This is a genomic window from Sphingomonas sp. CV7422 (genome assembly GCF_027945725.1).
Taxonomy (GTDB): Bacteria; Pseudomonadota; Alphaproteobacteria; order Sphingomonadales; family Sphingomonadaceae; genus Sphingomonas; species Sphingomonas kyungheensis.
In genome coordinates, this window is the sequence record NZ_CP115900.1 from 2,471,546 (window position 1) to 2,497,021 (window position 25,476).

Here is a 25,476-nt window from a genome sequence, read left to right on the forward strand (position 1 = left end):
CCGACTGAACCCGGTGATCGCCCCGCCATCCCCCCCCTCGGCCGGCGATTGCCGGGTTTGCCGTTTGCGTCTTGTAGGGTCAGTCGTGACATCGTCAGCAAAAGAGCAGCGTGACCGCCTGTCGCGCGTCGGCGAGGCGTTACAGTCGAGCGTCGCGGTGCCGACCGATACCTTCATCACCGACGACATCCCGCTGCTGCTGACGAAATTGTCGCGGATACCGGCGAAGCGGAAGGGCAAGGGCAAGACGGACGAAGGCGAGGGCTAGACCCGCCGCGGCGCAATCAGCGTCGTCACTCGTGCGACTGTCATCCCCGCCTGCGCGGGGATGACATTAATAGATTGTGCCAAAGCGGCCGATGCCGAGCCGCAGGACTGGGCGCTCGCCGGACGCCCGCCTCCTCACACCATCGCGGCGAGCAGATCCGTGATCTTGACGAAGGCGAAGCCCACCGAACTGTCGGCGATGCCATAGGGCAGGAACAGCGTGTCGCCATGGCGGATCGCGCCGCAGCTGTAGACGACGTTGGGCACATAGCCCTCGCGATCCTGGTCCTTCGCGGCGAGGATCGGCTCGCGCGTCCGCCCGAGCACCTTGGAGGGATCGTTCTTGTCGAGCAGTGCCGCGCCGATCGAATATTTGCGCATCGCGCCGACGCCATGGGTCAGCAGCAGCCAGCCCTCGTCGAGCTCGATCGGCGGTCCGCAATTGCCGATCTGCACCAGCTCCCAGGGGAAGACCGGCGTCAGGATCTTCTCGCCCTCGTCCCAATGTTCGAGGCTGTCCGACTTGAGCAGGAACAGGTTTTCGCCGTCCTGCCGGCCGATCATCATATACTGGCCGGCGACCTTGCGCGGGAACAGCGCCATGCCCTTGTTGCGCGCCGCCGGGCCCGACATCGGCACGAGATCGAACGCGCGGAAATCGCGCGTGCGCAGCAGCTCGGACTGGATCACCGAGCCGTTATAGGCGGTGTAGGTGCCGATCCACTCGATGGTGCCGTCGTCATGCTGGAAATGGACGATGCGCAGATCCTCCAGCCCCTTCGACTGCGCCTGGGTGATCGGGAAGATCACCGTGCCCGACAAGGTCGAATCGCGATGCCGCCAGACCGTCACCGGCCCTTCCGGCATCTCGTCCTCGCCGGCGCCGACGACGTCGGTCGCGGTGGCGAAGGGCGGCTCGGGCGCGAGCTTCAGTTCATGGTCGCTGGTGATGATCCCCTCGCGGAAGGCGACCGAGGAGATATGCCCCTCACCCACCGACCGCAGGCTCATCAGGATGCGCATCGATCCTTCCGGCATGCCGGTCTGGTCGAAATGCGGCACCGCGCTGGGATTCATCAGCGCCGCGGCGGCATAGCTGTATTCGTGGCAGAAATAGGCGCCGATCAGCTGGCGCTTCTCGTCGCTGATCTCCGCCCCGTCGAGGCCGAGCAGATCCTCGATCTCGTCATAGCGGGTCATGAACACGCGCCGCGTCTGCCAGTGGCGCGCCTCGAAGTCCTTGAGCACCTCGGACAGCTGCTCGCGCGCTTCGCTCGTCGACATGGCGAGCACCTCGCCGACCAGTCGCTCGGTACGGTTGGGCGGGCCGCCCTTGCCGCCCCACGCAATGTGGAACGGCCGGACGACGACGCGGGACGGATCGGCATGAAGCCGCAAGCGGTGGGTGAACAGATCCATCGCGATTGTTAAGCCTCGCCGGTCGGGTCGTTGACTGAGCGGTCGCCCGAACCGATCAGGCGACGCGGGTCGTCCCTGCCACGCCTTGGACTGACTTTGAAAGCCCCGAAATCGCGCAGCTGGCGAGTTGCAGCGCCAAAATCGACTCGGCGCCCTGATTGCGGTTGAGCCCGGTCGGCATCAGACCGTCGAAACAGCCGCCGTCCGCCGGGCTGGCAAGCGGCAGATCGAGGTCGTTCTGACCGAGATACCAGGCATAGGCACGCTCCGCCTCGGCGACCCAGCGCGCATCGCCCGTCGCCTGCCACGCGGACAGGCAGGCATCGACCGTCGCCTGCGCCTCGAGCGGCTGCTGGTCGAACTGCAGCGGATCGGCATAGGGCCGACCGAAGCTCTCGGTCCCCACCGCGCGGAACCGCCCCTCGGGCGAGGTCTGTTTGGCGACGATCCAGTCGAGCGTCTCCAGCCCGCAGTCGATCAGGTCCTTGCGGCCCAGCGCCTTGCCGGCGACGATCAGCGCCTGCGGCAGGCGCGCGTTGTCATAGGCGAGGACGATCTCGAACCACTTCCACTCCGGCCGGCGCGCCTCGGCGAGCAGCGCGAGCTGGTCGTCGGGGAAGCGCTCGAGGATCGACCGGGCGAGATCATGGCCGGGCGAGGCTTCGAGCATCGCCGCCGCGCCGAGCATCGCGAACGACTGCGCGCGCAGCGAGCCGAGGTCGAGCGCGAGGCTCGCGGTCGCGTCGAACATGTTGCGCGCCCAGTCGCGATGCTTGGCATCCTTGCCGTCACGCGCGGTGACGCCGAGCGCCCAGATCGCGCGGCCGTTCGAATCCTCCGACCCGACATCCTCGCACCAGGTGCGATCGAAGTTCATGAAGTTGCGGAAGCGGCGCTCGTCCGGGTTCCACGCATATTGCACGAAGGACGCATAGATCGTCGTCCATTTGTCGCGCTCGACCGGGTCGAGATCATCCATCGCGCTCATCAACATCAGCGCGCGGGCGTTGTCGTCGATACAATAGCCGTGGCGTCGATCCGGCACCGAATAGATCGAATGCTGGAGCATGCCGGTGGCATCGCTCATCCGCTCGACCGCGGCGAAATTGGGCTTGAGCGCCCGCACCCCCTGCGGCTGCGCCTGCGCCAGCCGCCTAGGGCGGGCGGCGACGGCGACCTCGGTCTCGTGCAGCGTCGCCTCGGCGAGGCGCGGCCAGATCATCGTGCGGCCGCGGTCATAGGCCCGCTGCGCCAGCCGGTTGCGATCGCGCGCGCTGGTCAGCAGCCGGTCGATCTCGCGCGCGAAGGCGGCGACGTCGCGGAAGTCGACGAGCACGCCGTGCCCGTCGGCAAGGATCTCGGTGGCGTGAACATAGGGGGTGGAAATCACCGCCTTGCCGACGCCGACCGCATAGGACAGCGTGCCCGAGGTGATCTGCGCCGGGTTGAGATAGGGCGTCGCGTAGATATCCGCCGCCTGCAGATAATCGATCAGCTCGTTATGCTCGACGAAGGCGTCGATGAAGGCGACATTATCGGCGACACCGCGCTCGGCGGCGAGCGCCTTGAGCCGGTCGCGATACGCCTCGCCCTCATGCGCAACGAGATTGGGATGCGTCGCGCCGAGCACGACGTAGAGCAGATTGGGGTGCCGTTCGGCGACCGCGGGCAGCGCATCGATGATCGTCTCGATCCCCTTGTTCGGGGCGAGCAGGCCGAAGGTCAGCACGACGTCGCGCCCCTCCCAGCCGAAGCGCGGCTTGAGCGTCTCGGGATCGACGAACAGACGGTCGGGCACGCCATGCGGGATCATCGCGATCTGGCGCGGCGCGGCGCCATAGACGCGGCGGAGGATATCGCGGCCACGCTCGGCCATCACCACGACCTTGGCGGCGCGGCGCAGCAGGCCTTCGAGCACGCGGCGTTCGTCGGCATTGGGCTTTTCGAGCACGGTGTGCAGCGTCACGATCACCGGCAGCGTCGTGCGGTCGAGCAAGGCGAGCAGATGCTCGCCCGCCGGGCCGCCGTAGATGCCATATTCGTGCTGCACCCAGATCGCCTGCGCGCCGCTCGCCTCGATCGTCCGGGCGGTCGTCAGATAGGCCGACAGCTCGTTCTGCGGGATCGTGCCGGTCACCGCTGGCGGATAGTCGTAGCGCCCGGGATGATCGTCCATCGCATAGACGTCGACCTGCACGCCGGGGAAGCGATCGCGCATCGCCTGATACACGTCCGTGGTGAAGGTCGCGAGACCGCACTGGCGCGGCAGGAAGTTGCCGATCATCGCCAGATGCTGGATTGCGTCGCCATTCCCCGCCGTCGTGACCATGCCCGTCCCTTCATTGATGCCGATCAGGGCGCACCCATGACCTTGCAACAGGATGAACACGCGCCCGGCCCAAAGGTTGCATGGTTGTTGCAGTGCAACCAAAGGATCGGGCTGATTTGGATCAACCTCGCCCGCGGTACGGCGCAACCCCCTGATCGGGCAGCCAGAGGTCAGCGGGCGGCGCGCCCGATTGCCAGAAGACGTCGATCGGGATGCCGCCGCGCGGATACCAATAGCCGCCGATGCGCAGCCACAGCGGCTTCATCTCGCTGAACAGCCGCTGGCCGATGCCAACGGTGCAATCCTCGTGGAAGCCGGCATGGTTGCGGAACGCGCCGAGGAACAGCTTGAGCGACTTCGATTCGACGATCGTCTCGCCGGGCGCATAGTCGATGACGAGATGCGCGAAGTCGGGCTGGCCGGTCACCGGACAGAGCGAGGTGAACTCCGGCACCGCGAAACGGACGAGATAGGTCGTGCCGACGCGCGGATTGGGAACATAATCGAGCACCGCCTCTTCGGGAGAAGCGGGCAGCTGGCTGGTCTGGCCGAGATGCTTGGGGGTCATGCCCCGCCATGTAGGACGTCGACCCCGATATGAAAACGCTCGTTCCCGTACTCGGCGATCAGCTCACCATGACGCTGTCGTCGCTGCGCGACGCCGATCCGGCGGAGACAGTCGTGCTGATGATGGAGGTTGGCGACGAGACGACCTATGTCCGCCATCACAAGCAGAAGATCGCCTTCATCCTTTCGGCGATGCGGCATCACGCCGCGGCACTGCAAAACGTCGGCTGGACGGTCGATTACGTCCGCCTCGACGATCCCGCCAACAGCGGCTCCTTCACCGGCGAGATCGCCCGCGCGGTGCAGCGCCACGCCCCCGACCGGATCGTCGTCACCGAGGCGGGCGAATGGCGCGTCGTCGCGATGATCGACGGCTGGCAGACGCTGTTCGGCACCCCGGTCGAGATCCGCGGCGACGACCGCTTCGTCTGCGACCATGCCGAGTTCGAGGCCTGGGCCAAGGACCGCAAGCAGCTGACGATGGAATTCTTCTATCGCGTCATGCGGCGCAAGACCGGGCTGTTGATGGACGGCAAGGACCCGGTCGGCGGCCGCTGGAACTTCGACAAGGAGAATCGCAAGCCCGCCAAGGCCGACCTGTTCATGCCGCACCCGCATGTCTTCAAGCCAGACGTGACCACCCGCGAGGTGCTCGCGCTGGTCGCCGAGCATTTTGCAGATCATCCCGGCACGCTCGACGGCTTCGGCTATGCCGTCACCGCCGCGCAGGCGGAAAAACAGGCCGCCTATTTCCTGGACCAGGCGCTGCCCAGGTTCGGCGACTATGAGGATGCGATGCTGACCGGCGAGCGCTATCTGTGGCACTCGATCCTGTCGCCTTATATCAACGCCGGCCTGCTCGATCCGCTCGACCTCTGCCGCCGTGCCGTCGCCGAATATGAGGCGGGCCGCGCGCCGCTCAATTCGGTCGAGGGCTATGTCCGCCAGATCATCGGCTGGCGCGAATACATGCGCGGCATCTATTGGCGCGAGGGGCCGGACTATGTCAGCCGCAATTTCCTCGACCATCATCGGCAGCTGCCCGGCTGGTATTGGACCGGCGACACCGACATGCATTGCCTGAAAGAGGCGATCGGCCAAACGATCGCCACCGCGCATGCCCATCATATCCAGCGGCTGATGGTCACCGGCAATTTCGCGCTGCTGATCGGTGCCGACCCCGCCGAAGTGCATCGCTGGTATCTCGAAGTCTATATCGACGCCTATGAATGGGTCGAGCTGCCCAATACGCTCGGCATGAGCCAGTTCGGTGACGGCGGCCTGCTCGGATCGAAGCCCTATATCTCGTCGGGCGCCTATATCGACCGGATGAGCGACTATTGCGGCCATTGCCGCTACGACGTGCGCAAGCGGGTCGGCGAGAACGCCTGCCCCTATAACGCGCTCTACTGGGATTTCCTGCACCGCCACCGCGACAAGCTCGGCGACAAGATGCGGCTGCGGATGCCCTACAGCACGTGGGACAAGCAATCTGCGCAATCTCGTAACGAAACGCTAGGTCAGGCCGAAACATTCTTGCAAGCACTGGACGCATCGGGTCCGGCCGGCTATTGACCGGCGGCGGGCATTCCTCCCCAGTCGTTCGCCCGGTCAAGCTATGTGCAGGAGGAATGCTATGGACGCGTTGGTGACCACCGAATGGCTGGCGACGGAGATGGGCGCAAGCGATCTGCGGATCGTCGATGCCACCTATTTCGCCAACTTCCCCGGCGAAGCGCCGCGCGACGCCGCCGCCGAATATGAGGCCGCGCATATCCCCGGCGCGGTGTTCCTCAACCTCGGCGAGTTGCGCGATACCGACAGCGACCTGCCGATGATGCTGCCCAGCGCCGAGAAATTCGCCAGCCGCATGCAGAGCCTCGGCCTCGGCGACGGCAGCCGCATCGTGCTCTACGACAATTCGCCGCATCACACGGCGGCGCGCGCCTGGTGGATGCTGCGCACCTTCGGCGCGCATGACGTCGCGATCCTCGACGGCGGCCTCGCCACATGGCAGGCGGAGGGCCGACCGACGGCGAGCGGCCGGGAGGCGTTGCGCCACCGCCATTTCACCGTCTGGTCGGATCGCGGCAACGTCCGCACGCTCGACCAGATGAAGGCCAATATCGACAGCGGCGCCGAACAGGTGGTCGACGCCCGCTCGGCCGCGCGCTTCACCGGCGAGGAGCCCGATCCGCGCCCCGCGACTCACGCCGGCCATATCCCCGGTTCGCGCAACCTGCCGCAGGGCAAGCTGTTCAATGCCGACGGCACGTGGAAACAGGGCGACGCCCTGCGCGAGGCGTTCGCCGCGGCGGGGGTCGATCTCGACCGGCCGATGGTCGCGACCTGCGGCTCGGGCATCACCGCGGCGGTGCTCGCCTTCGGCGCGCATCTGGTCGGCAAGGCGATGCCGATCTATGACGGCAGCTGGTCGGAATGGGGCGCCGATCGCTCGACCCCCAAGGCCATGGGAGCCAGAGAGACAGTTGACGGATAAAGCGAGCAAGGACCGTGACCTGGCCGACGCGACCCGCGTCGTCCAGGCCGGGCGACGCGCCGAATGGACGCAGGGCATCGTCAATCCGCCGGTGTGGCGCGCCTCGACGATCCTCTACGACAGCATCGCCGATCTGCGCGCCAATGCCGGGCGCGACACGCATCACCGCCTGTATTACGGTCGCCGCGGCACGCCGACGCAATGGAGCCTCGCCGATGCGCTGACCAGCCTCGAACCCGGTGCGGAGGCGACCTTCCTCTATCCGTCGGGCGTGGCGGCGATCGCCGCGGCATTGCTGTCGGTGCTGTCGCCCGGCGACGAGCTGCTGCTGGTCGACAGCGCCTATGACCCGACCCGCGGGCAGGCGATGCAATTGCTCAAGCGCTTCGGCATCACCACGCGCTTCTACGATCCGCTGATCGGCGCGGGGATCGAATCGCTGATCGGCCCGGCGACCCGGGCGATCTTCATGGAAAGCCCGGGCAGCCTGACCTTCGAGGTGCAGGACGTGCCGGCGATCGTCGCCGTCGCCAAGCGCCACGGGCTGGTCACCCTGCTCGACAATACCTGGGCGACGCCGCTGTTCTTCCCCGCAATCGAACAGGGGGTCGACCTCACCATCCTCGCCGCGACCAAATATGTCGTCGGCCACAGCGATGCGATGCTCGGCTCGGTGACCGCTGCGCCCGGCCATTTCGCGCGGCTGCGCGACATGAGCTTCCAGCTCGGCCAGGTCGCCTCGCCCGACGACAGCTGGCTCGGCAGCCGCGGCCTGCGGACGATGGCGGTGCGGCTCGCGCAGCATCAGCGCAGCGCGCTGGCCGTCGCGCGCTGGCTGGAAACGCGGCCCGAGGTCGCGCAGGTGCTCCATCCGGCGCTGCCCGCCTGCCCCGGTCACGCGACATGGGTGCGCGACTTCAAGGGATCGAGCGGCCTCTTCTCCTTCGTGCTCGACGGCGGCGGCGAGGCGTCACGCGCGGCGCTGATCGACGCGTTGGAGCTGTTCGGCATCGGCTACAGCTGGGGCGGGTTCGAAAGCCTCGCCATCCCCGCCGACCCGGCGCGCATCCGCACCGCCGCACCGCGCGACTATGCCGGCCCGCTGGTCCGCCTGCAGATCGGCCTGGAGGATGCGGACGACCTCATCGCCGACCTCGACCGCGGCCTGGCGGCGTTCCGCGCGGCTTTGTAGAGGGGGCCTTCGTCAGACCCGGCGGGGGTTCCTGCGGACGCAGGAGCCCAGGGTCGCGAAGCGTCCGGCTTCGCTCCGCTGCGATGTGGCCCTATCTTCGCAGATCGTCGGACACGACAATCCTTTGCGCTATCCTGAGCCCCACCCCGGTGAAGGCCGGGGTTCGGTTGGATCAAGCTCCGTGACAGCTCGCGACTGCTTTCCCACCTGGACCCCGGCCTCCGCCGGGGTGGGGATAAGAAATCGGCAGCGGCTTCGTGCCCGCCGAAATGCACGCCAACCTACCACCAAGCTCAGTCGGTTATCCCGCCCGCGGCGTTACTGCGCAGACGCGCGGGCGTCCTGACCGTCGCCCTCGGGCGCCGCAACGATGTCGCGCGTCGTCGTGCCCTTGTCGACGACGTTGGTCGCCGGATCGCCGACCGACGAGCGGATGCCGGTATCGGCGACGTCGCCGCCGGCCTGGTTGACGACGCCATTCTCGGCGGCGCTGCGCTGCGTGTTGCCGCCGAACAGCGCGTCGAGAGTCTGGGCGCTGTTGGCATTGTCCTGCGGGCGGGCGGCGCCCGGCTGCGGCGGGACCAGCGCATAATCGGGCGGGATCACCAGCGGCGCCTGACGGGCGACGGCGAATTCGTCGGGACGCGCCCGGTCATAGCCACGCTTGCCGCAGCCCGAGAGGAGGACGACGCAGGCGAGGCCGGCGAGAATCGGAACTGACTTACGCATGGGGATTCTCCGAGGGAATGTCGCGCTTGTCGCGCATCAGGAGCGCGCGGACAAGCAGCACCAGCACGCCGAGGGTGATCGCCGCATCGGCGACGTTGAAGACGAGGAACGGCCGCCAGTCACCGAAATGCAGGTCGGCGAAGTCGACGACATAGCCGAACCGCACCCGGTCGACGATATTGCCGAGCGCGCCGCCGAGCACCGCGCCCAGCGCCATCTGATCGCCGCGCTGCGGCTCGCGCGTCATCCAGATCGCCACCGCCAGCGCGATCGCCCCGGTCATCGCGACCAGCCCCCAGCGCATCGTGTTGCTGTCGGCATGGAGCAGCCCCAGCGAGATGCCGTGATTGGCGACGAAGCGCAGGTTGAAGAACGACGTCACCGTCCGCTCCGCGGTCAGCTCGTTGAGCTGCAACACGTCGGTGATCGTCACCTTGGTCAGCTGGTCGACGACGAACAGCACGGCGGCGGTGGCGAGGCCTGCGATCGGCAGCTTACGCATGCTGGACGACCTCAGCGCAGCGGTTGCACAAGGCGCCGTCCACCGTCACCTCGGGCAGGTGTCGCCAGCAGCGCCCGCATTTGTGGTAATCGGTCCGCGTCACGGTGACGTCCTCGCCCTGCGCGACATCGGCGACGATGAACGTCTCGGCGAGCGCGGCGGCGGACAGCGGCAGCGCCGGCACCGTCACCTCCGCCTCCAGGCTGGAGCGCACCGTCTTCGCGCGGCGCAGCGGCTCGATCGCCTCGGTCACCGTCGCGCGCAGCCGGCGGACGTCGGCCCAGTCGGTGGCGAGCGGCTGATCGCCGGGCAGCGCCGGCAGCTCGGGCCATTCGAGGAAATGGACCGATCCGTCCTCGCTCGGGAAGCGCGCCTGCCACACCTCTTCCGCGGTGAAGCAGAGGATCGGCGCGGCATAGCGGACGAGCGCGTGGAACAGCGTGTCGAGCACCGTCCGATACGCCCGCCGCTTGGGATCGTCCGCGGCGTCGCAATAGAGCGAATCCTTGCGGATATCGAAGAAGAAGGCCGACAGATCTTCGTTGGCGAAATCGGTCAGCCGGCGCAGATAGCGGTTGAACTCATAACCGTCCGCCGCCTCGCGCAGGTCCATGTCGAGCTGGCCGAGCAGGGTCAACACATAGCGTTCCAGCTCCGGCATCGCCGCGACCGGCACCCGCTCCGCCTCGGTGAAGCCGTCGAGTGCGCCGAGCAGATAGCGGAAGGTGTTGCGCAGCTTGCGATAGGCGTCGGACGCGGTGCCGAGGACCTCCTTGCCGATCCGCACGTCGTCGAAATAGTCGGTCGATGCGACCCACATGCGCAGGATGTCGGCGCCGCTCTCGCCGATCACCTTGAGCGGATCGACGACATTGCCGAGGCTCTTCGACATCTTGCGCCCCTGCCCGTCGAGCGCGAAGCCGTGGGTCAGCACCGCATCATAGGGCGCGCGGCCGCGCGTGCCGCAGCTTTCGAGCAGCGACGACTGGAACCAGCCGCGATGCTGGTCGCTGCCTTCCAGATAGAGGTTGGCGCGGACGTCCGCGCCATAGCGCGCCTCGACGGTGAAGACGTGCGTCGAGCCGCTGTCGAACCAGACATCGAGAATGTCGTTCTGCGGTTCGTAATCGGCGAGGTCATGATCCGCGCCGAGCAAGGTCTGGTGATCCGCGGTGAACCACGCATCCGCCCCGCCGTCGCGGAAGGCGGCGATGATCCGCGCGTTGACCGCGGGATCGTTGAGATAGTCGCCGGTGGCGCGATCGACGTAGAGCGCGATCGGCACGCCCCAGGCGCGCTGGCGGCTGATCACCCAGTCGGGCCGCCCCTCGACCATCGAGCGGATGCGGTTCTGCGAGCGCGCCGGCACCCAGCGCGTATGTTCGATCGCGTCGAGCGCGGTCTCGCGCAGCGTCGCGCCGTTGCTTGCCCCCTCACCGCCGTTGAGGATCGGCCGGTCCATCGGGATGAACCATTGCGGCGTCGCGCGGAAGATCACCTTCGCCTTCGACCGCCACGAATGCGGATAGCTGTGCGCGAAATCGTCCGACGCCGCGAGCAGCGCGCCGACCTCGCGCAGGTCCGAACAGATCGGCCCGTCGCTGCCGACGAACTTCTTGTTGATGACGCTGCCCTGCCCGCCCAGCCACGGCCAGTCGGCGCGGTACATGCCGGCGCCGTCGACCGCGAACACGGGTTCGAGCCCGTTCGCCTTGCACAGCAGGAAATCGTCCTCGCCATGGTCGGGCGCCATATGGACGAGGCCGGTGCCCGCGTCGCTGGTGACGAAGTCGCCGCTGAGGAACGGCCGCGGCCGCGCGAAGAAGCCGCCGCGCGCGTGCATCGGATGCCGTGCGGTCGCGCCCTCCAGCGCGCTGCCCTTGACCAGCGCGACGACGCTGTCGACCGCAAGGCCGGTGCGCTTGCCGAACGCCGGCAGCAGGTTTTCCTCGACGAGGAAGCGCCGCCCGCCGCTCTCGAACAGCACGTAATCGAGCGCCGGATTATAGGCGAGCGCCTGGTTGACCGGGATCGTCCACGGCGTCGTCGTCCAGATCACCGCAATCGCGCCGACCAGCAGCTCGGCCTCCGGCGCGGAGGCGATCTCGAAGCCGACGTCGATCTGCGTCGAGACGACGTCCTCATATTCGACCTCCGCCTCGGCGAGCGCGGTCTTCTCGACCGGCGACCACATCACCGGCTTGGCGCCGCGATAGAGCTGGCCGCTCTCGGCGAATTTGAGCAATTCGCCGACGATCGCCGCCTCGGCGTCGTAGTTCATCGTCAGATAGGGATCGGCCCAGTCGCCCATCACGCCGAGCCGCGCGAACTGGTCGCGCTGCACGCCGACCCACCGGTCGGCATAGGCGCGGCATTCGGCGCGGAACTGCGCGACCGGCACCTCGTCCTTGTTCTGCTTCTTGGCGCGATACGCCTCCTCGACCTTCCATTCGATCGGCAGGCCGTGGCAGTCCCAGCCGGGGACGTAGGGCGCATCCTTGCCCATCAGCGACTGGCTGCGGACGATGATGTCCTTCAGCACCTTGTTCATCGCATGGCCCATATGGATGTCGCCATTGGCATAGGGCGGGCCGTCGTGGAGGATGAACCGCTCGCGCCCGGCGCGCTGCTCGCGCAGCCGGTCATAGACGCCGATCCGCGCCCAGCGTTCGAGGATCGCCGGCTCCTTGGAGGCGAGGCCCGCCTTCATCGGGAAGTCGGTCTTCGGCAGGAAGACGGTGTCGCGCCAGTCTGGCGCGGTTGTTGGGGCGTCGGTCATACGGGGCGCGTCTTATCGTGAGTGTCGGTCAGCACAAAGCGCATAAACGCGAACGGTTAACCGCCCAGCAACGCCCGTGCCGCGGCGCAATCGCGCGCCATTTGCCGGGTGAGCGCGTCGAGGCTGTCGAATTTCGCCTCCGCGCGCAGATAGTCGATCAGTGCGACCTCGATCGGCTGGCCATAAAGATCACCCGAGAAATCAAAGAAATACGGCTCGAGCAGCTCTTTCGGCGGATCGAAGGTCGGCCGGATGCCGAGGTTCGCCGCCCCGTTCAGCCGCCGCCCGTCGGCGAGCGTCGCCGTCACCGCATAGATGCCGTACGCCGGACGGAGATATTTGCCCATGTCGAGATTGGCGGTCGGATAGCCGATCGTCCGGCCGACCTTGTCGCCGTGCTGGACGATTCCCTCGACCGCGAAGGGCCGGGTCAGCAGCCGCGCCGCCTCGCGCGGCTTGCCCGCGCGCAGCAACGTGCGGATGCGCGTCGACGAGACCGGCTCGCCGTCGAGCGTCACCGCCGCCACCGTCTCCGCAGTGAAGCCGTGCGCGCTGCCACGCGCGGCGAGCAGGGCGACATTGCCGCTCTTGCGATGGCCGAAGGTGAAATCCTCGCCGGTCACCACCCCCGCCGCGGCGAGGTTACGGTGCAGCCCGGTCGCGATGAAGTCTTCCGCCGACAGGGCGGCGAGCGCCGCGTCGAAGTGGAAGATGACCATCGCATCGACGCCGGCCGCGGCGAACAGCCGCTGGCGCTGGTCGGGCGTGGTCAGCCGGAACGGCGGCGCGTCGGGCCGGAAGTGGCGCACCGGGTGCGGATCGAAGGTCGCGACCAGCGCCGGCCGCCCCTCGGCGCGCGCACGCGCGACCGCCCGACCGACCACCGCCTGGTGCCCGAGGTGAAAGCCATCGAAATTGCCGAGCGCGACGATCCCGCCCGCCAGATGCGACGGCACCGCCGAGCCACCGTCCAGCCGCTCCATCGCCCGCGCCTTAGGCCGCGCGCGGCGATCGGGCAACAGGGTGCAAACGCCCTCTTTCCGCCCCCTCCCCGGCGCGGGTAGAAGGGCGGGCATGACGACCCTCCCCTCCCTCGGCAACGGCCTCGCCGCAGAGCCGATCGTCGCGCGGCTGCTCGCCCAGCCCGGCCTGCAGAAGGTGCCGAGCCCCAAGCTCGACCTGTTCATCGCGCGCGACTTCATCGGCGCCCTGCTGTGCGAGGCGCTGATCGAGCGGATCGACGCGGTGCGTCGCCCGTCGACGATCGCCGATGCCAACGGCGACGCCACCTTCCGCACCAGCGAGACGGGCGACCTCTCCGCCACCGATCCGGTGGTGCAGGCGGTCGAGGCGCGCCTCTCCGCCTTCACCGGCCTCGACCCCGCTTATGGCGAGCCGTTGCAGGGCCAGCGCTACGCGGTCGGCCAGGAATTCAAGGGCCACACCGACTATTTCGACCCGCAGGGCGCCGACTTCGCGCAATATTGCTCGGTGGCGGGCAACCGCACCTGGACGGTAATGGTCTATCTCAACCAGCCCGAGGCGGGCGGCGCCACCCGCTTCAAGGCGGTCGACAAGATCATCCAGCCGGAAACCGGCAAGCTCGTCGCCTGGAACAACCGCCGTCCCGACGGCTCGCTCAACCCGGCGACCCTCCACCAGGGGATGAAGGTGCGCACCGGCGTCAAATACGTCATCACCAAATGGTATCGCGAGCGGGAGTGGGCGTGACGCGGGCGGCGTGACCGCAGGTACTTCCGACCGGCACGCCCCAAACCGAAGGGCCGCGACGCGGATCGCCTGATCGCATCCTAAAAGACAGATGGTCTCATCCTCATCTGCGCGGTCCTCTCATGATTGTCGGCATCGACCTCGGCACGACCAACAGTGCCGTCGCCTGCTTCCGGAACGGAGCGCCCGAGCTCATTCCGAACGCGCTCGGCGAGCTGTTGACGCCGTCCGCCGTCAGCCTTGCCGACGATGGGCAGCTGCTGGTCGGGCGGCCGGCGCGGGATCGCCAGTCGACGCACCCCGCGCAGACCGCGACCGTCTTCAAACGCCTGATGGGCACCGGCAGGACGATGCAGCTCGGCCGCCACACCTATCTGCCCGAGGATCTTTCGGCGCTGGTGCTCGCCAGTCTCAAACGCGATGCCGAGGCGTATCTCGGCGCAGCGGTCACGCATGCGGTGATCACCGTGCCGGCCTATTTCAACGATCGCCAGCGCAAGGCGACACGCCGCGCGGGCGAGATCGCGGGGTTCACGGTCGACCGGCTACTCAACGAACCCACCGCCGCCGCCCTCGCCTATGGCATTCACGACCGGCAGGATCGCGGGCCGTTCCTCGTCTTCGACCTGGGCGGTGGCACCTTCGACGTGTCGGTGGTCGAGGTGTTCGACGGGGTGGTCGAGGTGCGCGCCTCCGCCGGCGACAACCGGCTGGGTGGCGAGGACTTCAACGATGTCGTCATGCGGCTCGCGCGCGAGACGATCGATCCTGCCGACGCCTTGGCGGGCGGCGCGCGCGCCGATCGGTTCGAGGCGGTGTGGCGCGCGGCAGCCGAACGGTGTCGCCGCACGCTCAGCGAAGCCGAGGAGGCGCTCTTCCGGATCGTCTGGGACGGGAAGGAGCATGTCGCCACCCTCACCGCGCACGCCTTCGAGGCGGCGGCCGAGCCGCTGCTGCACCGCCTGCGCGATCCGGTGCTGCGCTCGCTCCGCGACGGCGGCCTGCGCAGCGACAGCCTGTCGGACATCGTCCTGGTCGGCGGCGCGACCCGCATGCCGATCGTCCGCCGCGCGGTGACGCGCCTGTTCGGCCGCTTTCCCAATGCGTCGCTCCACCCCGATCATGCCGTCGCGCTGGGGGCGGCGGTACAGGCCGGGCTGAAAGCACGCGATGCCGCCTTGGAGGAGGTGCGGCTGACCGACGTTTGCCCCTTCACGCTGGGTGTCGCCGCCGCCGACCACGATACCTTCGGCAACCTCCACCATGACGTCTTCGTGCCGATCATCGAGCGCAACAGCGTCGTGCCGCTCAGCCGGTCGCACGGGTTCCAGACGATCGTCGACCGGCAAACGAAGATCCAGTTCCAGATCTATCAGGGTGAGGCGCGACGGGCATCGGACAACGTCCTGCTCGATACCGTGGAGGTCGCCGTACCGCCCCGGCCCGCCGGCGAGGTGCGGGCGGACGTACGCTTCTCCTATGACGCGAGCGGCCTGCTTGAGGTCGATGTCACGATCCCGATCACCAAGCAGACGTTCCAACGGGTGGTGAGCGAAGGGGATGGCGACGCCGACACGCTCGATGCGCGGCGGAGCGCACTGGCGGCGCTCAAGATCCATCCCCGCGAGGCGGCGCCCAATGCGGCGGCCATGGCCCGCGCCGAACGCTGCTACGAATCGTTCCTCGGCGACCAGCGCGAGCGGATCGGACAGATGGTCATGGCCTTCCAGGCCGTGCTCGACCGGCAGAAGCCACATGCGATCGCCGATTTGCGCCGGGAGCTTGAGGCGATGCTCGACGCCATGGAAGGCGAGCGCTTCCTATGAACGACGCGATCTGGCACCGCCTGAAGATCGCCGCGACGCGCGACGAGGCGAGCATCCGTCGCGCCTATGCCGTGCAGCTGAAGCGGATCGATCCCGAGGGGGAGCCCGCGGCATTCATCGCTCTCCGCCACGCCTTCGAACAGGCGCGCGCCTTCGCCAGAGCATCGCCGGACGAGGATGAGGCGGCGCCGTTCGATGCGTCGGACACCGACGCCGGGATCGCACCCGACGCACCCGCCAGCGTTACGGAGGTGCCGAATCGCATCCCGGAGCCCGCGCAAGCCCCGGCGCCGCTCGCCGCCGCACCGCCGGCGTGGATGGCGGACGTCGAGGCCGTCGAGCGGCTCATCTGGAGCGATACGCCCACGACGGAGATACGGGACGACCTGATCGCGCGCACATCGCGGATCCTGCAAGACCCCGCGATGCTCTCGATCGCTCATGCCGCCGAGATCGAACGCTGGGCGATAGACATCGCGATCGACGGCATGCCGCGATCGGACGCCCTGCTGATCCTCGCCGCCGACCATTTCGACTGGGTCGCCACGGCCGAGCGCTGGGATTGCCCGCCGCGCATCCGCGAGGTGATGAAACGCTATTGGGACATCGGCTGGATCCAGTCGCTCGAGCGCGACGGCCGTGCGGACGAACGCTTTGACGAAGTCTATGCGCTCGCGCTGCTGCGGGATCCGAGCCTGCCGCCGCGGGGCGGCCCGGCCGCGATGGTCGCGGCGCTGCTGGGGGTCATCCGGCGCCATCACCCGACCGCGCTCCACGATGTGTCACCGGCCGCCGTGACGGCGTGGGACGCCTATCTCACCCGCCGCGACGCCCGCTGGTATCGCCGCGCCGGCCGGTGGCTGCTGAGCCTGTCGCCTGCCGCCTGGTATGACCGACGCCAGCCCGGCACGCAGGCGATCCTTGCCCGCATCTGGCAGTATCTGGTGTGGACGATCGGTGGCGCCGCTTTCCTGTTCCTGTGCCTGGTCCTCATCGCCATTGGGCCGATTGGCTGGGTGGCGGCCTATAATATGATGTCCCACCGGTCCGGCTATCGATCGTAGGACAAGCTGTCCGACCGGGGATAGCTCCGGACGCCGGGCGGGTGCCGGCCAGACGCCGCCCCCGCCCTGCCCCCATCAGAACGTCGTGCTCACCCCGAGGCTGAACACCCGCCCGAGGTTATAGCGGTTGATATAGACCTCGTTGCCGTTGCTGAACGTCTGGCTCTCGCGATAGCGGGTGCGCGTCAGGTTGCGCGCCTCCGCCTTGATCTCGAACTTGCCGCCGATCAGCTCGAATCCCTGGCGCGCGACGAGGTCGAGCCGGATACCGGGATATTCGACGATGTCGGGTTGGAAGCCGGTACCGCTGAGCAGCGACGGCCCGCGATTGGTGACGCGCTTGCTCGCATAGTTGAACAACAGCGTGATCTGCGACAGCGCCGCGCTGTCCTCGATGCCGAGTTGCAGATTGACGAGATGATCCGACTGGCCGGTCAGCGGCGCGCCATCGCGGAACAGCGACGAAGCCGGCGCGAAGCCGACCGGGCAGCCGCCGACCGCCTGCGTCGACGAGGCGACCGAGGGGGCGCATTCGCCGTTCGCGGTGATCCGCGACTTGGTATAGGTGTAATTGGCGATCAGCAGCGCTCGCCGCGTCGCAAAGAAGTCGCCGCCGAAGACGTTGGCGAGCGGGAAATATTTCTGCACCTCGACCTCGCCGCCGTATAGCGTCGCCTTCGGCAGATAGGTGAAGCCGGTCTGCAACCGGTCGTCGGCGCCGGTGTAGAAGCCGACCTGCTCGATCGGATTGTCGATCCGCTTGTAGAAGCCCGCGAGCGTGAAGCGCTGGTCGCGCTTGAAGAACCATTCGTAGCGCGCTTCGAGATTGTAGAGCTTCGAATCGCGGAGCAGCGGGTTGCCGAAGAACAGCCGGTCCGAATCGGGATCGCGGAACTGCTGCGGCGCGAGCTCGCGGAACTGCGGGCGCGAGATCGTCTTGGCGGCGCTGGCGCGCAGCTGCATGTCGGCGGCGAAATTCCAGGTCAGCGTCGACGCCGGCAGGAAATAATCGTTCTTGAGCCGGGCCAGCCCGGTGGTCACCCCGAATGGCGTCACGCGCTCGTCGCCGCGCTCGTAGCGCACGCCGACCACCGCGCGCAGCCCGTCGAACGCCTCGCCCTCCGCCTGCACATAGCCGGCATGGACGTCGAGGCTGGCATCATAGCGATAGGCGCCCGCCGCGGTGTTGAACTGCAACTGGATCGTGCAGGGCGCGGTATTGGCGGTCAGCGGACAGGCGTTATTGAGCACGTCCGGGCTGAGCAGATAGTCGGGCCGCAGCAGATTGTACGGATAGCCCGGCGCGGTGCCGCCGCCGTTCGAGGTCTGATAGTTGAACTGCAGCCGCGACGAGGTGCGGTCGGTGCCTTGATAGAAATAGCCGGTCGACAATGTGATCGGCCGGTCGCCATCGATCTTGTACGAGGCGTCCGCCTGGCCGGTCCACAGATTCTCGTTGAGCTCGCTGAAGATGATCGAGGCGAACGGCGTGAAGCGCTGCGTCACCTGATAGGCGCCGGCGCATTGATAGCCGCCCGCCTGCTGCTCGCCGTCGCTGGTGATCGGCAGGCCGGTGGTGGTCGTCGCCGAGCAGAGATAGTCGAACTGGCGCTCATAGGGCGCGTTGCGCTTCGAATTGGCATAGGCGCCGCGTGCGTCGATCTTCAGCGCGTCGCTGAGCTTGAACTCGCCGACCAATTGCGTCTCGATCAGCTGGCGCTCGAACCAGTTGGTGTTCTGCTGGAAACGCAGCCCGCTGGCATTGTTGTACAGCGTCGCCGCCGAGCCGCGGCCCTGTTTGAGCGTGTCGTGGATATAGACGTTGGTCCAGCGGATCGTATTCTCGCCGAATTCTAGCCCGACGCCGACCAGTGCATTGGCGACGATGCGATTGTCGGTGATTAGCGTGGTGAAGTCGTTGCGCAGCGTGCCGTCCGCCGACACGCTGTCCTGCTGGTTGGCGAAGCGCGTGCGGAAGGTGTTGCTCGCGCTCAGCGAGGCGATCACGCCGAGCCGCGAGCCGCCGATGTCATAGACCGAGCCGCCGCTGATCTCGCCCGACCAATTGGCCGGCAGCTGGTTGTTGCGCTGGAGCAGCGTCGTCGAGGCATTGGAGAGCTGCGCCACCTGTTCGGCGGGGATGATGCCGCTGCCGTCGGGGGCGTTGCGGATGAAGGCGGGCACCTTGCGCGTGCCGTCGTCATAGCCGATCCAGTCGGCGTCGCCGCCGGCATAGGTATAGCCGAGCTCGCTGGTCGTCGCATCGTCGGCGGCGATCGTCGCGCCGAACGAGAGGAAGTTCTTGTCCGGAATCGCCTTGGTGGTCAGGTTGATGACGCCGCCGCCGAATTCGCCGGGATAATTGACCGAATAGGTCTTCTGCACCAGCGCCGAACCGACGATCGTCGTCGGGAAGATGTCGAGCGGCACCGACCGGCGCAGCGGCTCGGGGCTCGGCAGCGGCGATCCGTTGAGCAGCGACGACGAATAGCGGTCGCCGAGGCCGCGGACATAGACGAAGCCGCCGCCGACCACCGACAGGCCGGTGACGCGGGTCAGCGCCCCGGCGATGTCGCCCTCGCCCGTGCGCGCGATATCGGCGCTCGACAGGACGGAGACGATCTGCGGCGTCGCGCGGACGACGTTGGGGATGTTGCGGCCGACGACGACGATATCGCCGGCATCGCCGTTCATGCCGGGCGCGGACACCTCGACCGGCGCCTCCTGCTGGTCGTTGGCGGTCGGCTCGGCGCTTTGCGGATCGCTCGCGCCGCCGGGCTGCGAGGTGGCGGGGGTCGAGGTCTGCGCCGGCGGCGGCGTCGGTGCCGCGGTGCCGCCCGCGGTCTGCGCAAGCACGGCGGGCGCGACCAGCATCGAGGAAAGTGAAAGAAGGGTGGCGAAAGCGAGCCGCTGCGGCATGACCGTCAATCCCGGATCAGAAGTCTGGATACAGGTGTCCGCAGGTGGCGGGATCGCCACCTGCGGCACCGATGCTGGGTCGGGGCACCGTCAGGCGCCCCATCGCCTCAGCGGCCCTGGCAGGCGAAATAGACCGAGTTGAACGACGGCGGGCCGAAGTCCTGCAGCGTCGTATCCGCCGGGCGCACCGTGGTCCGGCCGCCGCTGGTCTGTTCGCCGGCGATGATGTTGACGCAGGCGACGTTGCTCACCGTCTTCACCACGCCGTTGACGAAGCGCATGTCGCTGCCGCCGCGCTGACGGATCGCGGCGGGGGCCAGCGCGGTCTGGACGAAGGTGAAGTTGGCGTAGGTCGCGAAGGTCCGCGGCAGCAGGTCCTCGGCGTTGTTCGAGTCGATCTCGGTCGAGAAGCTGTCGACGGTCGCGCCGCTGGTCCGCTGCGCGGCGATCATGAACTGGATGAAGCCGCGATAGCCGTTGTCGATGTCGAAGCCGTCGTCGTCCGCGCCGGTGATCGCGATATATTTGAGGTTGCTGGTGCCGCCGAAGATCTCGATGCCGTCGTCCGCCGAATTGTGGCTCTGGATATGGTCGAGCACGGTGCCCGAACCGGTCGCGCCGAGCGTCAGGCCCTGCAATTCGTTGCCGTCGCTGATCGCGATGCCCGAATAGCGGATCTGGACATAGGACATCTGGCCGCTCGAGTCGGCGGTGTTAGTGCCGCCGTAGAAGCGGCCGGTGACGCCCTCGATCGCGAGCTGGCACGGCGTCGGGTTGCTGCCGCCGCTGCCGGTCGCGCACACCGCGGTCGGCGCGCGGCCGAGCAGGATGATGCCGCCCCAATGGCCCTGGCTGGTTTCCGATTCGCCGGTCGCCGAGCTGACGTTCTGCTGCGAGGTGAAGATGATCGGCGCATCGCGCGTGCCGATCGCATTGAGCTTCGAACCGCGGTTGACCAGCAGCAGGTCGTTGGTCGACTCATTCGCGTTCGCGAAGACGGTGACGCCGGGCTCGATCGTCAGCGTCACGCCGCTGCCGCCGGTCGCGCCGAGATCGGTGCCGACCTCGGTCTGGCCGGTGAAGCGATAGGCGATGCCGGCGATGCGCGGCAGCGTCAGGCTGGAGGTGATCGCCTGCGGGAGGTCGCAGACCTTGAAGCCGCCGATCGTCGCCGCGGTCGCGCTGCCGCTGCCGCCGGTCGCGGCGGTGGTGCCGCTCGGGCAGGCGGCGCCGCTCGCCAGCGCGCCGATCGCCGGCACCGCGGTGCAGCGCGCGCCGCTGCCGCCGAATTCGGCGGCGGTCGAATTGCAGGTCCAGCCCTGGAAGCTGGTATCGGTCGGCCCGCTCAGCGCGCCGACATAATTGGTGCTGGTGAAGAAGCTGTTGATCGTCGACGGATCGATCGCGGTGGTCAGCGACGTCGCCGAGGTCGGATAGACGCCGTTCAGCACCGAGCCGACGCCGTTGACGTTGTTGTTCGACCCGGCGTTGACGATCGCGAGCTGCTCGTCGGCGGTGACCGAGATGCCGTTGACCGTGGTGACCGCAGCGAATTGCGCGGCGGTGATCGCGCTCGGCGTCGCCGACGGGGTCGGGGTCGCCGCCGGGGTCGGCGTCGGCGAGACGATCGTCACGCTGCCCGCGCCCGGCGAGGCGACGCTGTCCGCGCCGCCGCAGCCGGCCAGCGCGAGGCAGGCGCTCGACGCCATGAGGATGGTACCGATGCGCATGTGGCTCGCCATGATCGAAAGCTCCCGGTCGTATATCGTGTCGGCCGGCCGAGGCTCCCCCTGCGGCCGGTCCCTGAGAGCCGCGGTACGAGCGGTAAATGACTCCTGAATGAGATTCGGGAGACAGAATGATGACGGTGATGTGATGCTTTTGTTACGACGGCGGCGGAGGGCGGCATCCAGGCCCTGCCCGCCGCTTCAATCCGCGCTGCATCGAAGGATTTAAATCATGCCGCCGGCCGCCCCGGCGGAGGCCGGGGCCCAGTTGGGTTAAGGCCGCTATTGCTCGCACAGCGTCACCGAACTGGACCCCGGCCTGCGCCGGGGTAATCCGGAGGAGGAAAGGATCGTCGCCCCCAACGCAAAACGGGCGCCCCTCTCGCGAGGGACGCCCGTCGAAACGCCGATCAGGCGAAGCTTACTTGTCGCCGTCCTTGACGCCGACCGCAGGCACCGAGATCGTTTCCTTCTTGGTTTCGACCTTGGGCACCTCGACCGTGGTCTCCTTGGTGCCGACGACGACCTTCTTCGAATCGAGGTCAACCTTCGGCAGCGAACCGCCCTTGGCGCTGACGTCGACCGACGGCAGCGAGCCCTTCTTGGTCACGTCCGCGCTCCAGAAGCCGGTCAAGAACAGCAAGGCGACGATGATGATCGCGATCACGGCGATGATCGCCAGCACGCGGCCCGCGCCGCCGCGACGCTCGACGATGACACGATCGCCATTCCGGTCGGTGGTGTATTCAACCATGATCACTCTCCCTTTGAACTGAGGAAGGTAATCCGGTCAGCAACATATTGTTCCCTGCCCGCAACGACCGGGCGATCGGCGATGGCCCGCGGCGGGACGGCGCCGGAGACCAAAAAGCCCGCCGATCGGTGGATCGGACGGGCTGATATGGTGGGCGCGACAGGGATTGAACCTGTGACCCCACCCGTGTGAAGGGTGTGCTCTACCGCTGAGCTACGCGCCCGAAACTGTTCGGAGGCGCGCCTTTACGGAACGCCGCCGCCGCTGTCCAGCCTCAGTTGACCGAATCTTTGAGGCCCTTGCCCGCCTTGAACTTGGGCTGGTTGGACGCCTTGATCGTCATCGGCGCCAAGGTGCGCGGATTGCGGCCCTGCGAGGCCTTGCGCTTCGTCACCGAAAAGGTGCCGAACCCCACCAGGCGCACTTCGTCGCCCTTCTTCAAGCTGTCGGTGATCGCTTCGAAGACCGCCTCGACCGCCTTGATGGCATCGCCCTTGGCGAGCCCGGACGTATCGGCGACGGTCGCGATCAGCTCTTGCTTGTTCATGAAATGCAGCCCCCTTCGGTATTCCTGGAGAATCATTGCCGAGCCAGAACGATCAGTAACGCGCTCCGGCCCGGCCGAGTCAATCGATATGCCGCCTATGAAGGCAATGTGGTTTCAAAACCTTAACCGCCGTGCTCGGCAGCAGCTGGTCAGTGATGCAACTCGCCGCCGGCCGGTGCAACCCCCGCGGGCGGCAGCGCGGCGAGTTCGTCGGCGTCGGTCCATTCGATCGCGGCGAGCGGTTCGGTCAGCGCGAGCGTCAGCACCTCGTCGACATGGCTGACCGGCACGATCGTCAGCCCGTCCTTGATGTTCTGCGGAATGTCGGCGAGATCCTTCTCATTCTCCTGCGGGATGAGCACCGTGGTGATGCCGCCGCGCAGCGCCGCGAGCAGCTTTTCCTTGAGCCCGCCGATCGGCAGCACCCGGCCGCGCAGCGTCACCTCGCCGGTCATCGCCACATCCTTCTTCACCGCGACGCCGGTCAGCGTCGAGACGATCGAGGTGACGAGGCCGATGCCCGCCGACGGACCATCCTTAGGCACCGCGCCTTCGGGCAGGTGGATGTGGATGTCCTTGCGGTGGAACAGCGACGGCTTGATGCCGTAGCTCGGGCTGCGCGCCTGGACGAAGCTGAAGGCGGCCTGCACCGATTCCTTCATCACGTCGCCGAGCTTGCCGGTCGTCTTGACCGCGCCCTTGCCGGGCACGGTGACGCTCTCGATCGTCAGCAATTCGCCGCCGACCTCGGTCCAGGCGAGACCGGTGACAGCGCCGATCTGATGCTCGGTCTCGCCGAGGCCGTGGCGGAACTTCTGCACGCCGGCAAACTCGTGGAGATTGTCGGGCGTGATCGTCACGCGCGTCGCCTTGCCTTCGAGGATCTGGCGCAGCGCCTTGCGCGCCAGCTTGGCGATCTCGCGCTCGAGCGTCCGCACCCCAGCCTCGCGGGTGTATTTCTGGATCAGCGCGCGCAGGCCCTCCTCGGTCAGCGTGAACTCGCCGGCCTTCAGGCCATGCGCCTCGATCTGCTTCTCGATCAGATGGCCCTTGGCGATCTCGACCTTCTCGTCCTCGGTATAGCCCTCCAGCCGGATGATCTCCATCCGGTCGAGCAGCGGCTGCGGCAGGTTGAGCGTGTTGGCGGTGCAGACGAACATCACGTCGGACAGATCGATGTCGATCTCGAGATAATGGTCGTTGAACTTGCCGTTCTGCTCGGGGTCGAGCACCTCGAGCAGCGCCGAGGCGGGATCGCCGCGGAAATCCTGGCCGAGCTTGTCGATCTCGTCGAGCAGGAACAGCGGATTGCCCGTCCCCGCCTTCTTGAGGTTGGTGACGATCTTGCCCGGCAGCGAGCCGATATAGGTGCGGCGGTGGCCGCGGATCTCGGCCTCGTCGCGCACGCCGCCGAGGCTCTGGCGGATGAACTCGCGTCCCGTCGCCTTGGCGATCGACTTGCCGAGGCTGGTCTTGCCGACGCCCGGCGGGCCGACGAGGCACAGGATCGGCCCCTTCAGCTTGTTGGTGCGCGCCTGCACGCCGAGATATTCGACGATCCGGTCCTTGACCTTCTCCAGCGCGTAATGATCCTCGTCCAGCACCGCCTGCGCGGCGGCGATGTCCTTCTTGATCTTCGACTTCTTGCCCCACGGCAGGCCGAGCAGCACGTCGAGGTAATTGCGCACCACCGTCGCCTCGGCGCTCATCGGCGCCATCGTCTTGAGCTTCTTCAGCTCCGACGTCGCCTTGCTGCGCGCTTCCTTGCTCAGCTTGAGGCCGGCGATCTTCTGCGTCAGCTCGGCGATCTCGTCGCCGTCGCTCTCGTCGTCGCTATTGCCCAGCTCGCGCTGGATCGCCTTGAGCTGCTCGTTGAGATAATATTCGCGCTGCGTCTTCTCCATCTGGCGCTTGACGCGGCTCTTGATCTTCTTCTCGACGTGGAGGACGCCGAGTTCGCCCTCCATAAGCGCATAGGCCATCTCCAGTCGCTTGACCGGATCGGGCTCGACGAGCAGCGCCTGCTTGTCGGCGACCTTGACCTGGACGTTGGCCATGATCGCATCGGCGAGCTTGGACGCCTTGATGATCTCGCTCAACTGCTGCGCGGTCTCGCTCGGCAGCTTCTTGTTGAGCTTGGCATAGGTTTCGAACTGCTCGACCGCCGAGCGCATCAGCGCCGCGACCTCGACACCCTCCGCCTCGCGCTCCTCGAGCATCTCGACGGTCGATTGCAGATAGCCGTCCGCCTCGGTCAGCTCGCCGAGCCGGCCCCGCGCCTTGCCTTCGACCAGCACGCGCACCGTGCCGTCGGGCAGCTTGAGCAATTGCAGCACCGTCGCGGTGACGCCGACCTCATACAGGTCCTCGCGCGCGGGATCGTCCTCCGCCGGGTCGAGCTGCGCGACGAGGAAGATCTCCTTGTCCGCTCCCATCGCCGCTTCCAGCGCGGCGACCGATTTGTCGCGGCCGACGAACAGCGGCACGATCATATGCGGAAAGACGACGATGTCGCGCAACGGCAGTACGGGAAAACTGGTCATGGATACTCCGGCGCCGCCTCGAACGGGGCGGCTGTGACCCTCTATATGGGGTCGGAGGCCTATCCATCAATCGTTGCGCGC

General features: G+C 67.4%; 19 protein-coding genes and 1 tRNA gene. 7 read left to right on the plus strand and 13 right to left on the minus strand.

Going from position 1 to position 25,476, the window contains the following annotated elements:
* Positions 1 to 85 precede the first annotated feature (85 nt).
* Positions 86 to 268, plus strand: coding sequence for a hypothetical protein (locus PBN85_RS11780; RefSeq protein ID WP_271299118.1), 183 nt, complete (start codon positions 86 to 88; stop codon positions 266 to 268).
* Between the two features lie 134 nt (positions 269 to 402).
* On the opposite strand, the gene PBN85_RS11785 is transcribed toward PBN85_RS11780, so the two are convergent.
* From PBN85_RS11785 to queF, 3 genes are all read right to left on the minus strand, one after another.
* A complete protein-coding gene (locus PBN85_RS11785) occupies positions 403 to 1,686 on the minus strand; it encodes a glycoside hydrolase family 130 protein (protein ID WP_037533169.1) in 1,284 nt (427 codons plus the stop codon).
* A gap of 55 nt (positions 1,687 to 1,741) precedes the next feature.
* Positions 1,742 to 4,015, minus strand: a complete 2,274-nt coding sequence (locus tag PBN85_RS11790) for a glycosyltransferase family 4 protein (RefSeq protein ID WP_271299119.1) — start codon at positions 4,013 to 4,015, stop codon at positions 1,742 to 1,744.
* A gap of 121 nt (positions 4,016 to 4,136) precedes the next feature.
* Positions 4,137 to 4,583 (minus strand): preQ(1) synthase, encoded by a 447-nt coding sequence (queF, locus tag PBN85_RS11795; RefSeq protein ID WP_037533167.1) that lies wholly within the window; start codon positions 4,581 to 4,583, stop codon positions 4,137 to 4,139.
* Between the two features lie 29 nt (positions 4,584 to 4,612).
* On the opposite strand from queF, the gene PBN85_RS11800 reads away from it, so the two are divergent.
* From PBN85_RS11800 to metC, 3 genes are all read left to right on the plus strand, one after another.
* Positions 4,613 to 6,157 carry a cryptochrome/photolyase family protein gene (locus PBN85_RS11800; protein WP_271299120.1) on the plus strand — a complete coding sequence of 515 codons (1,545 nt, stop codon included), beginning with the start codon at positions 4,613 to 4,615 and terminating at the stop codon, positions 6,155 to 6,157.
* Between the two features lie 61 nt (positions 6,158 to 6,218).
* Positions 6,219 to 7,082, plus strand: coding sequence for a 3-mercaptopyruvate sulfurtransferase (sseA, locus tag PBN85_RS11805; RefSeq protein ID WP_271299121.1), 864 nt, complete (start codon positions 6,219 to 6,221; stop codon positions 7,080 to 7,082).
* Entirely contained in the window at positions 7,072 to 8,274 is a 1,203-nt protein-coding gene (gene metC, locus PBN85_RS11810; RefSeq protein WP_271299122.1) for a cystathionine beta-lyase, read from the plus strand. The genes sseA and metC overlap by 11 nt, the downstream gene beginning before the upstream one ends.
* Before the next feature lie 318 nt (positions 8,275 to 8,592).
* Here the strand turns inward: metC and PBN85_RS11815 are convergent, their stop codons facing one another.
* Genes PBN85_RS11815 through PBN85_RS11830 form a run of 4 tightly spaced genes read right to left on the minus strand, consistent with a single transcriptional unit; the run spans position 8,593 to position 13,267 of the window.
* Positions 8,593 to 9,003, minus strand: coding sequence for a DUF3035 domain-containing protein (locus tag PBN85_RS11815; RefSeq protein ID WP_037533161.1), 411 nt, complete (start codon positions 9,001 to 9,003; stop codon positions 8,593 to 8,595).
* Positions 8,996 to 9,505 (minus strand): signal peptidase II, encoded by a 510-nt coding sequence (lspA, locus tag PBN85_RS11820; RefSeq protein WP_037533159.1) that lies wholly within the window; start codon positions 9,503 to 9,505, stop codon positions 8,996 to 8,998. Before lspA ends, PBN85_RS11815 begins: the two co-directional genes overlap by 8 nt.
* Positions 9,498 to 12,284, minus strand: a complete 2,787-nt coding sequence (ileS, locus tag PBN85_RS11825) for an isoleucine--tRNA ligase (protein WP_271299123.1) — start codon at positions 12,282 to 12,284, stop codon at positions 9,498 to 9,500. The genes lspA and ileS overlap by 8 nt, the downstream gene beginning before the upstream one ends.
* A gap of 56 nt (positions 12,285 to 12,340) precedes the next feature.
* On the minus strand, positions 12,341 to 13,267 hold the full coding sequence (locus PBN85_RS11830) for a bifunctional riboflavin kinase/FAD synthetase (RefSeq protein ID WP_271299124.1): 927 nt from the start codon (positions 13,265 to 13,267) through the stop codon (positions 12,341 to 12,343).
* Positions 13,268 to 13,358: 91 nt separating this feature from the next.
* Between PBN85_RS11830 and PBN85_RS11835 the strand changes: the two genes are divergently transcribed.
* The 3 genes from PBN85_RS11835 to PBN85_RS11845 all read left to right on the plus strand — a co-directional run bounded on the left by PBN85_RS11835 (position 13,359) and on the right by PBN85_RS11845 (position 16,905).
* The gene (locus PBN85_RS11835; protein ID WP_271299125.1) at positions 13,359 to 14,015 is read left to right on the plus strand and encodes a prolyl hydroxylase family protein; all 657 of its coding nucleotides are present in this window, start codon (positions 13,359 to 13,361) and stop codon (positions 14,013 to 14,015) included.
* A 122-nt stretch (positions 14,016 to 14,137) separates the two neighbouring features.
* On the plus strand, positions 14,138 to 15,841 hold the full coding sequence (locus PBN85_RS11840) for a molecular chaperone HscC (RefSeq protein WP_271299126.1): 1,704 nt from the start codon (positions 14,138 to 14,140) through the stop codon (positions 15,839 to 15,841).
* Positions 15,838 to 16,905: a hypothetical protein gene (locus tag PBN85_RS11845; protein WP_271299127.1), complete on the plus strand. Its 1,068-nt coding sequence runs from the start codon at positions 15,838 to 15,840 to the stop codon at positions 16,903 to 16,905. The genes PBN85_RS11840 and PBN85_RS11845 overlap by 4 nt, the downstream gene beginning before the upstream one ends.
* Positions 16,906 to 16,980: 75 nt before the next feature.
* Here PBN85_RS11845 and PBN85_RS11850 read toward each other — a convergent pair whose 3' ends face one another.
* The 6 genes from PBN85_RS11850 to lon all read right to left on the minus strand — a co-directional run bounded on the left by PBN85_RS11850 (position 16,981) and on the right by lon (position 25,395).
* Entirely contained in the window at positions 16,981 to 19,824 is a 2,844-nt protein-coding gene (locus PBN85_RS11850) for a TonB-dependent receptor domain-containing protein (RefSeq protein WP_271299128.1), read from the minus strand.
* Positions 19,825 to 19,931: 107 nt separating this feature from the next.
* A complete protein-coding gene (locus PBN85_RS11855; RefSeq protein ID WP_443026743.1) occupies positions 19,932 to 21,554 on the minus strand; it encodes a hypothetical protein in 1,623 nt (540 codons plus the stop codon).
* A gap of 418 nt (positions 21,555 to 21,972) precedes the next feature.
* Positions 21,973 to 22,305, minus strand: coding sequence for a hypothetical protein (locus PBN85_RS11860; RefSeq protein WP_037533141.1), 333 nt, complete (start codon positions 22,303 to 22,305; stop codon positions 21,973 to 21,975).
* Positions 22,306 to 22,453: 148 nt separating this feature from the next.
* Positions 22,454 to 22,528: transfer RNA gene (locus tag PBN85_RS11865), tRNA-Val, on the minus strand.
* Positions 22,529 to 22,579: 51 nt separating this feature from the next.
* On the minus strand, positions 22,580 to 22,852 hold the full coding sequence (locus PBN85_RS11870; RefSeq protein ID WP_037533138.1) for an HU family DNA-binding protein: 273 nt from the start codon (positions 22,850 to 22,852) through the stop codon (positions 22,580 to 22,582).
* A 149-nt stretch (positions 22,853 to 23,001) separates the two neighbouring features.
* The gene (gene lon / locus PBN85_RS11875; RefSeq protein WP_271299130.1) at positions 23,002 to 25,395 is read right to left on the minus strand and encodes an endopeptidase La; all 2,394 of its coding nucleotides are present in this window, start codon (positions 25,393 to 25,395) and stop codon (positions 23,002 to 23,004) included.
* Positions 25,396 to 25,476 lie beyond the last annotated feature (81 nt).

Excerpts from the sequence above, each read along its gene's own strand:
- queF (WP_037533167.1), bottom strand. The coding sequence starts at position 4,583 with ATGACCCCCAAGCATCTCGGCCAGACCAGCCAGCTGCCCGCTTCTCCC.
- PBN85_RS11790 (WP_271299119.1), bottom strand. The coding sequence starts at position 4,015 with ATGGTCACGACGGCGGGGAATGGCGACGCAATCCAGCATCTGGCGATG.
- PBN85_RS11870 (WP_037533138.1), bottom strand. The coding sequence starts at position 22,852 with ATGAACAAGCAAGAGCTGATCGCGACCGTCGCCGATACGTCCGGGCTC.
- PBN85_RS11855 (WP_443026743.1), bottom strand. The coding sequence starts at position 21,554 with ATGCGCATCGGTACCATCCTCATGGCGTCGAGCGCCTGCCTCGCGCTG.
- PBN85_RS11815 (WP_037533161.1), bottom strand. The coding sequence starts at position 9,003 with ATGCGTAAGTCAGTTCCGATTCTCGCCGGCCTCGCCTGCGTCGTCCTC.
- PBN85_RS11840 (WP_271299126.1), top strand. The coding sequence starts at position 14,138 with ATGATTGTCGGCATCGACCTCGGCACGACCAACAGTGCCGTCGCCTGC.
- lspA (WP_037533159.1), bottom strand. The coding sequence starts at position 9,505 with ATGCGTAAGCTGCCGATCGCAGGCCTCGCCACCGCCGCCGTGCTGTTC.
- PBN85_RS11845 (WP_271299127.1), top strand. The coding sequence starts at position 15,838 with ATGAACGACGCGATCTGGCACCGCCTGAAGATCGCCGCGACGCGCGAC.
- PBN85_RS11850 (WP_271299128.1), bottom strand. The coding sequence starts at position 19,824 with ATGCCGCAGCGGCTCGCTTTCGCCACCCTTCTTTCACTTTCCTCGATG.
- PBN85_RS11860 (WP_037533141.1), bottom strand. The coding sequence starts at position 22,305 with ATGGTTGAATACACCACCGACCGGAATGGCGATCGTGTCATCGTCGAG.
- PBN85_RS11785 (WP_037533169.1), bottom strand. The coding sequence starts at position 1,686 with ATGGATCTGTTCACCCACCGCTTGCGGCTTCATGCCGATCCGTCCCGC.
- lon (WP_271299130.1), bottom strand. The coding sequence starts at position 25,395 with ATGACCAGTTTTCCCGTACTGCCGTTGCGCGACATCGTCGTCTTTCCG.
- PBN85_RS11835 (WP_271299125.1), top strand. The coding sequence starts at position 13,359 with ATGACGACCCTCCCCTCCCTCGGCAACGGCCTCGCCGCAGAGCCGATC.
- PBN85_RS11830 (WP_271299124.1), bottom strand. The coding sequence starts at position 13,267 with ATGGAGCGGCTGGACGGTGGCTCGGCGGTGCCGTCGCATCTGGCGGGC.
- PBN85_RS11800 (WP_271299120.1), top strand. The coding sequence starts at position 4,613 with ATGAAAACGCTCGTTCCCGTACTCGGCGATCAGCTCACCATGACGCTG.
- ileS (WP_271299123.1), bottom strand. The coding sequence starts at position 12,284 with ATGACCGACGCCCCAACAACCGCGCCAGACTGGCGCGACACCGTCTTC.
- sseA (WP_271299121.1), top strand. The coding sequence starts at position 6,219 with ATGGACGCGTTGGTGACCACCGAATGGCTGGCGACGGAGATGGGCGCA.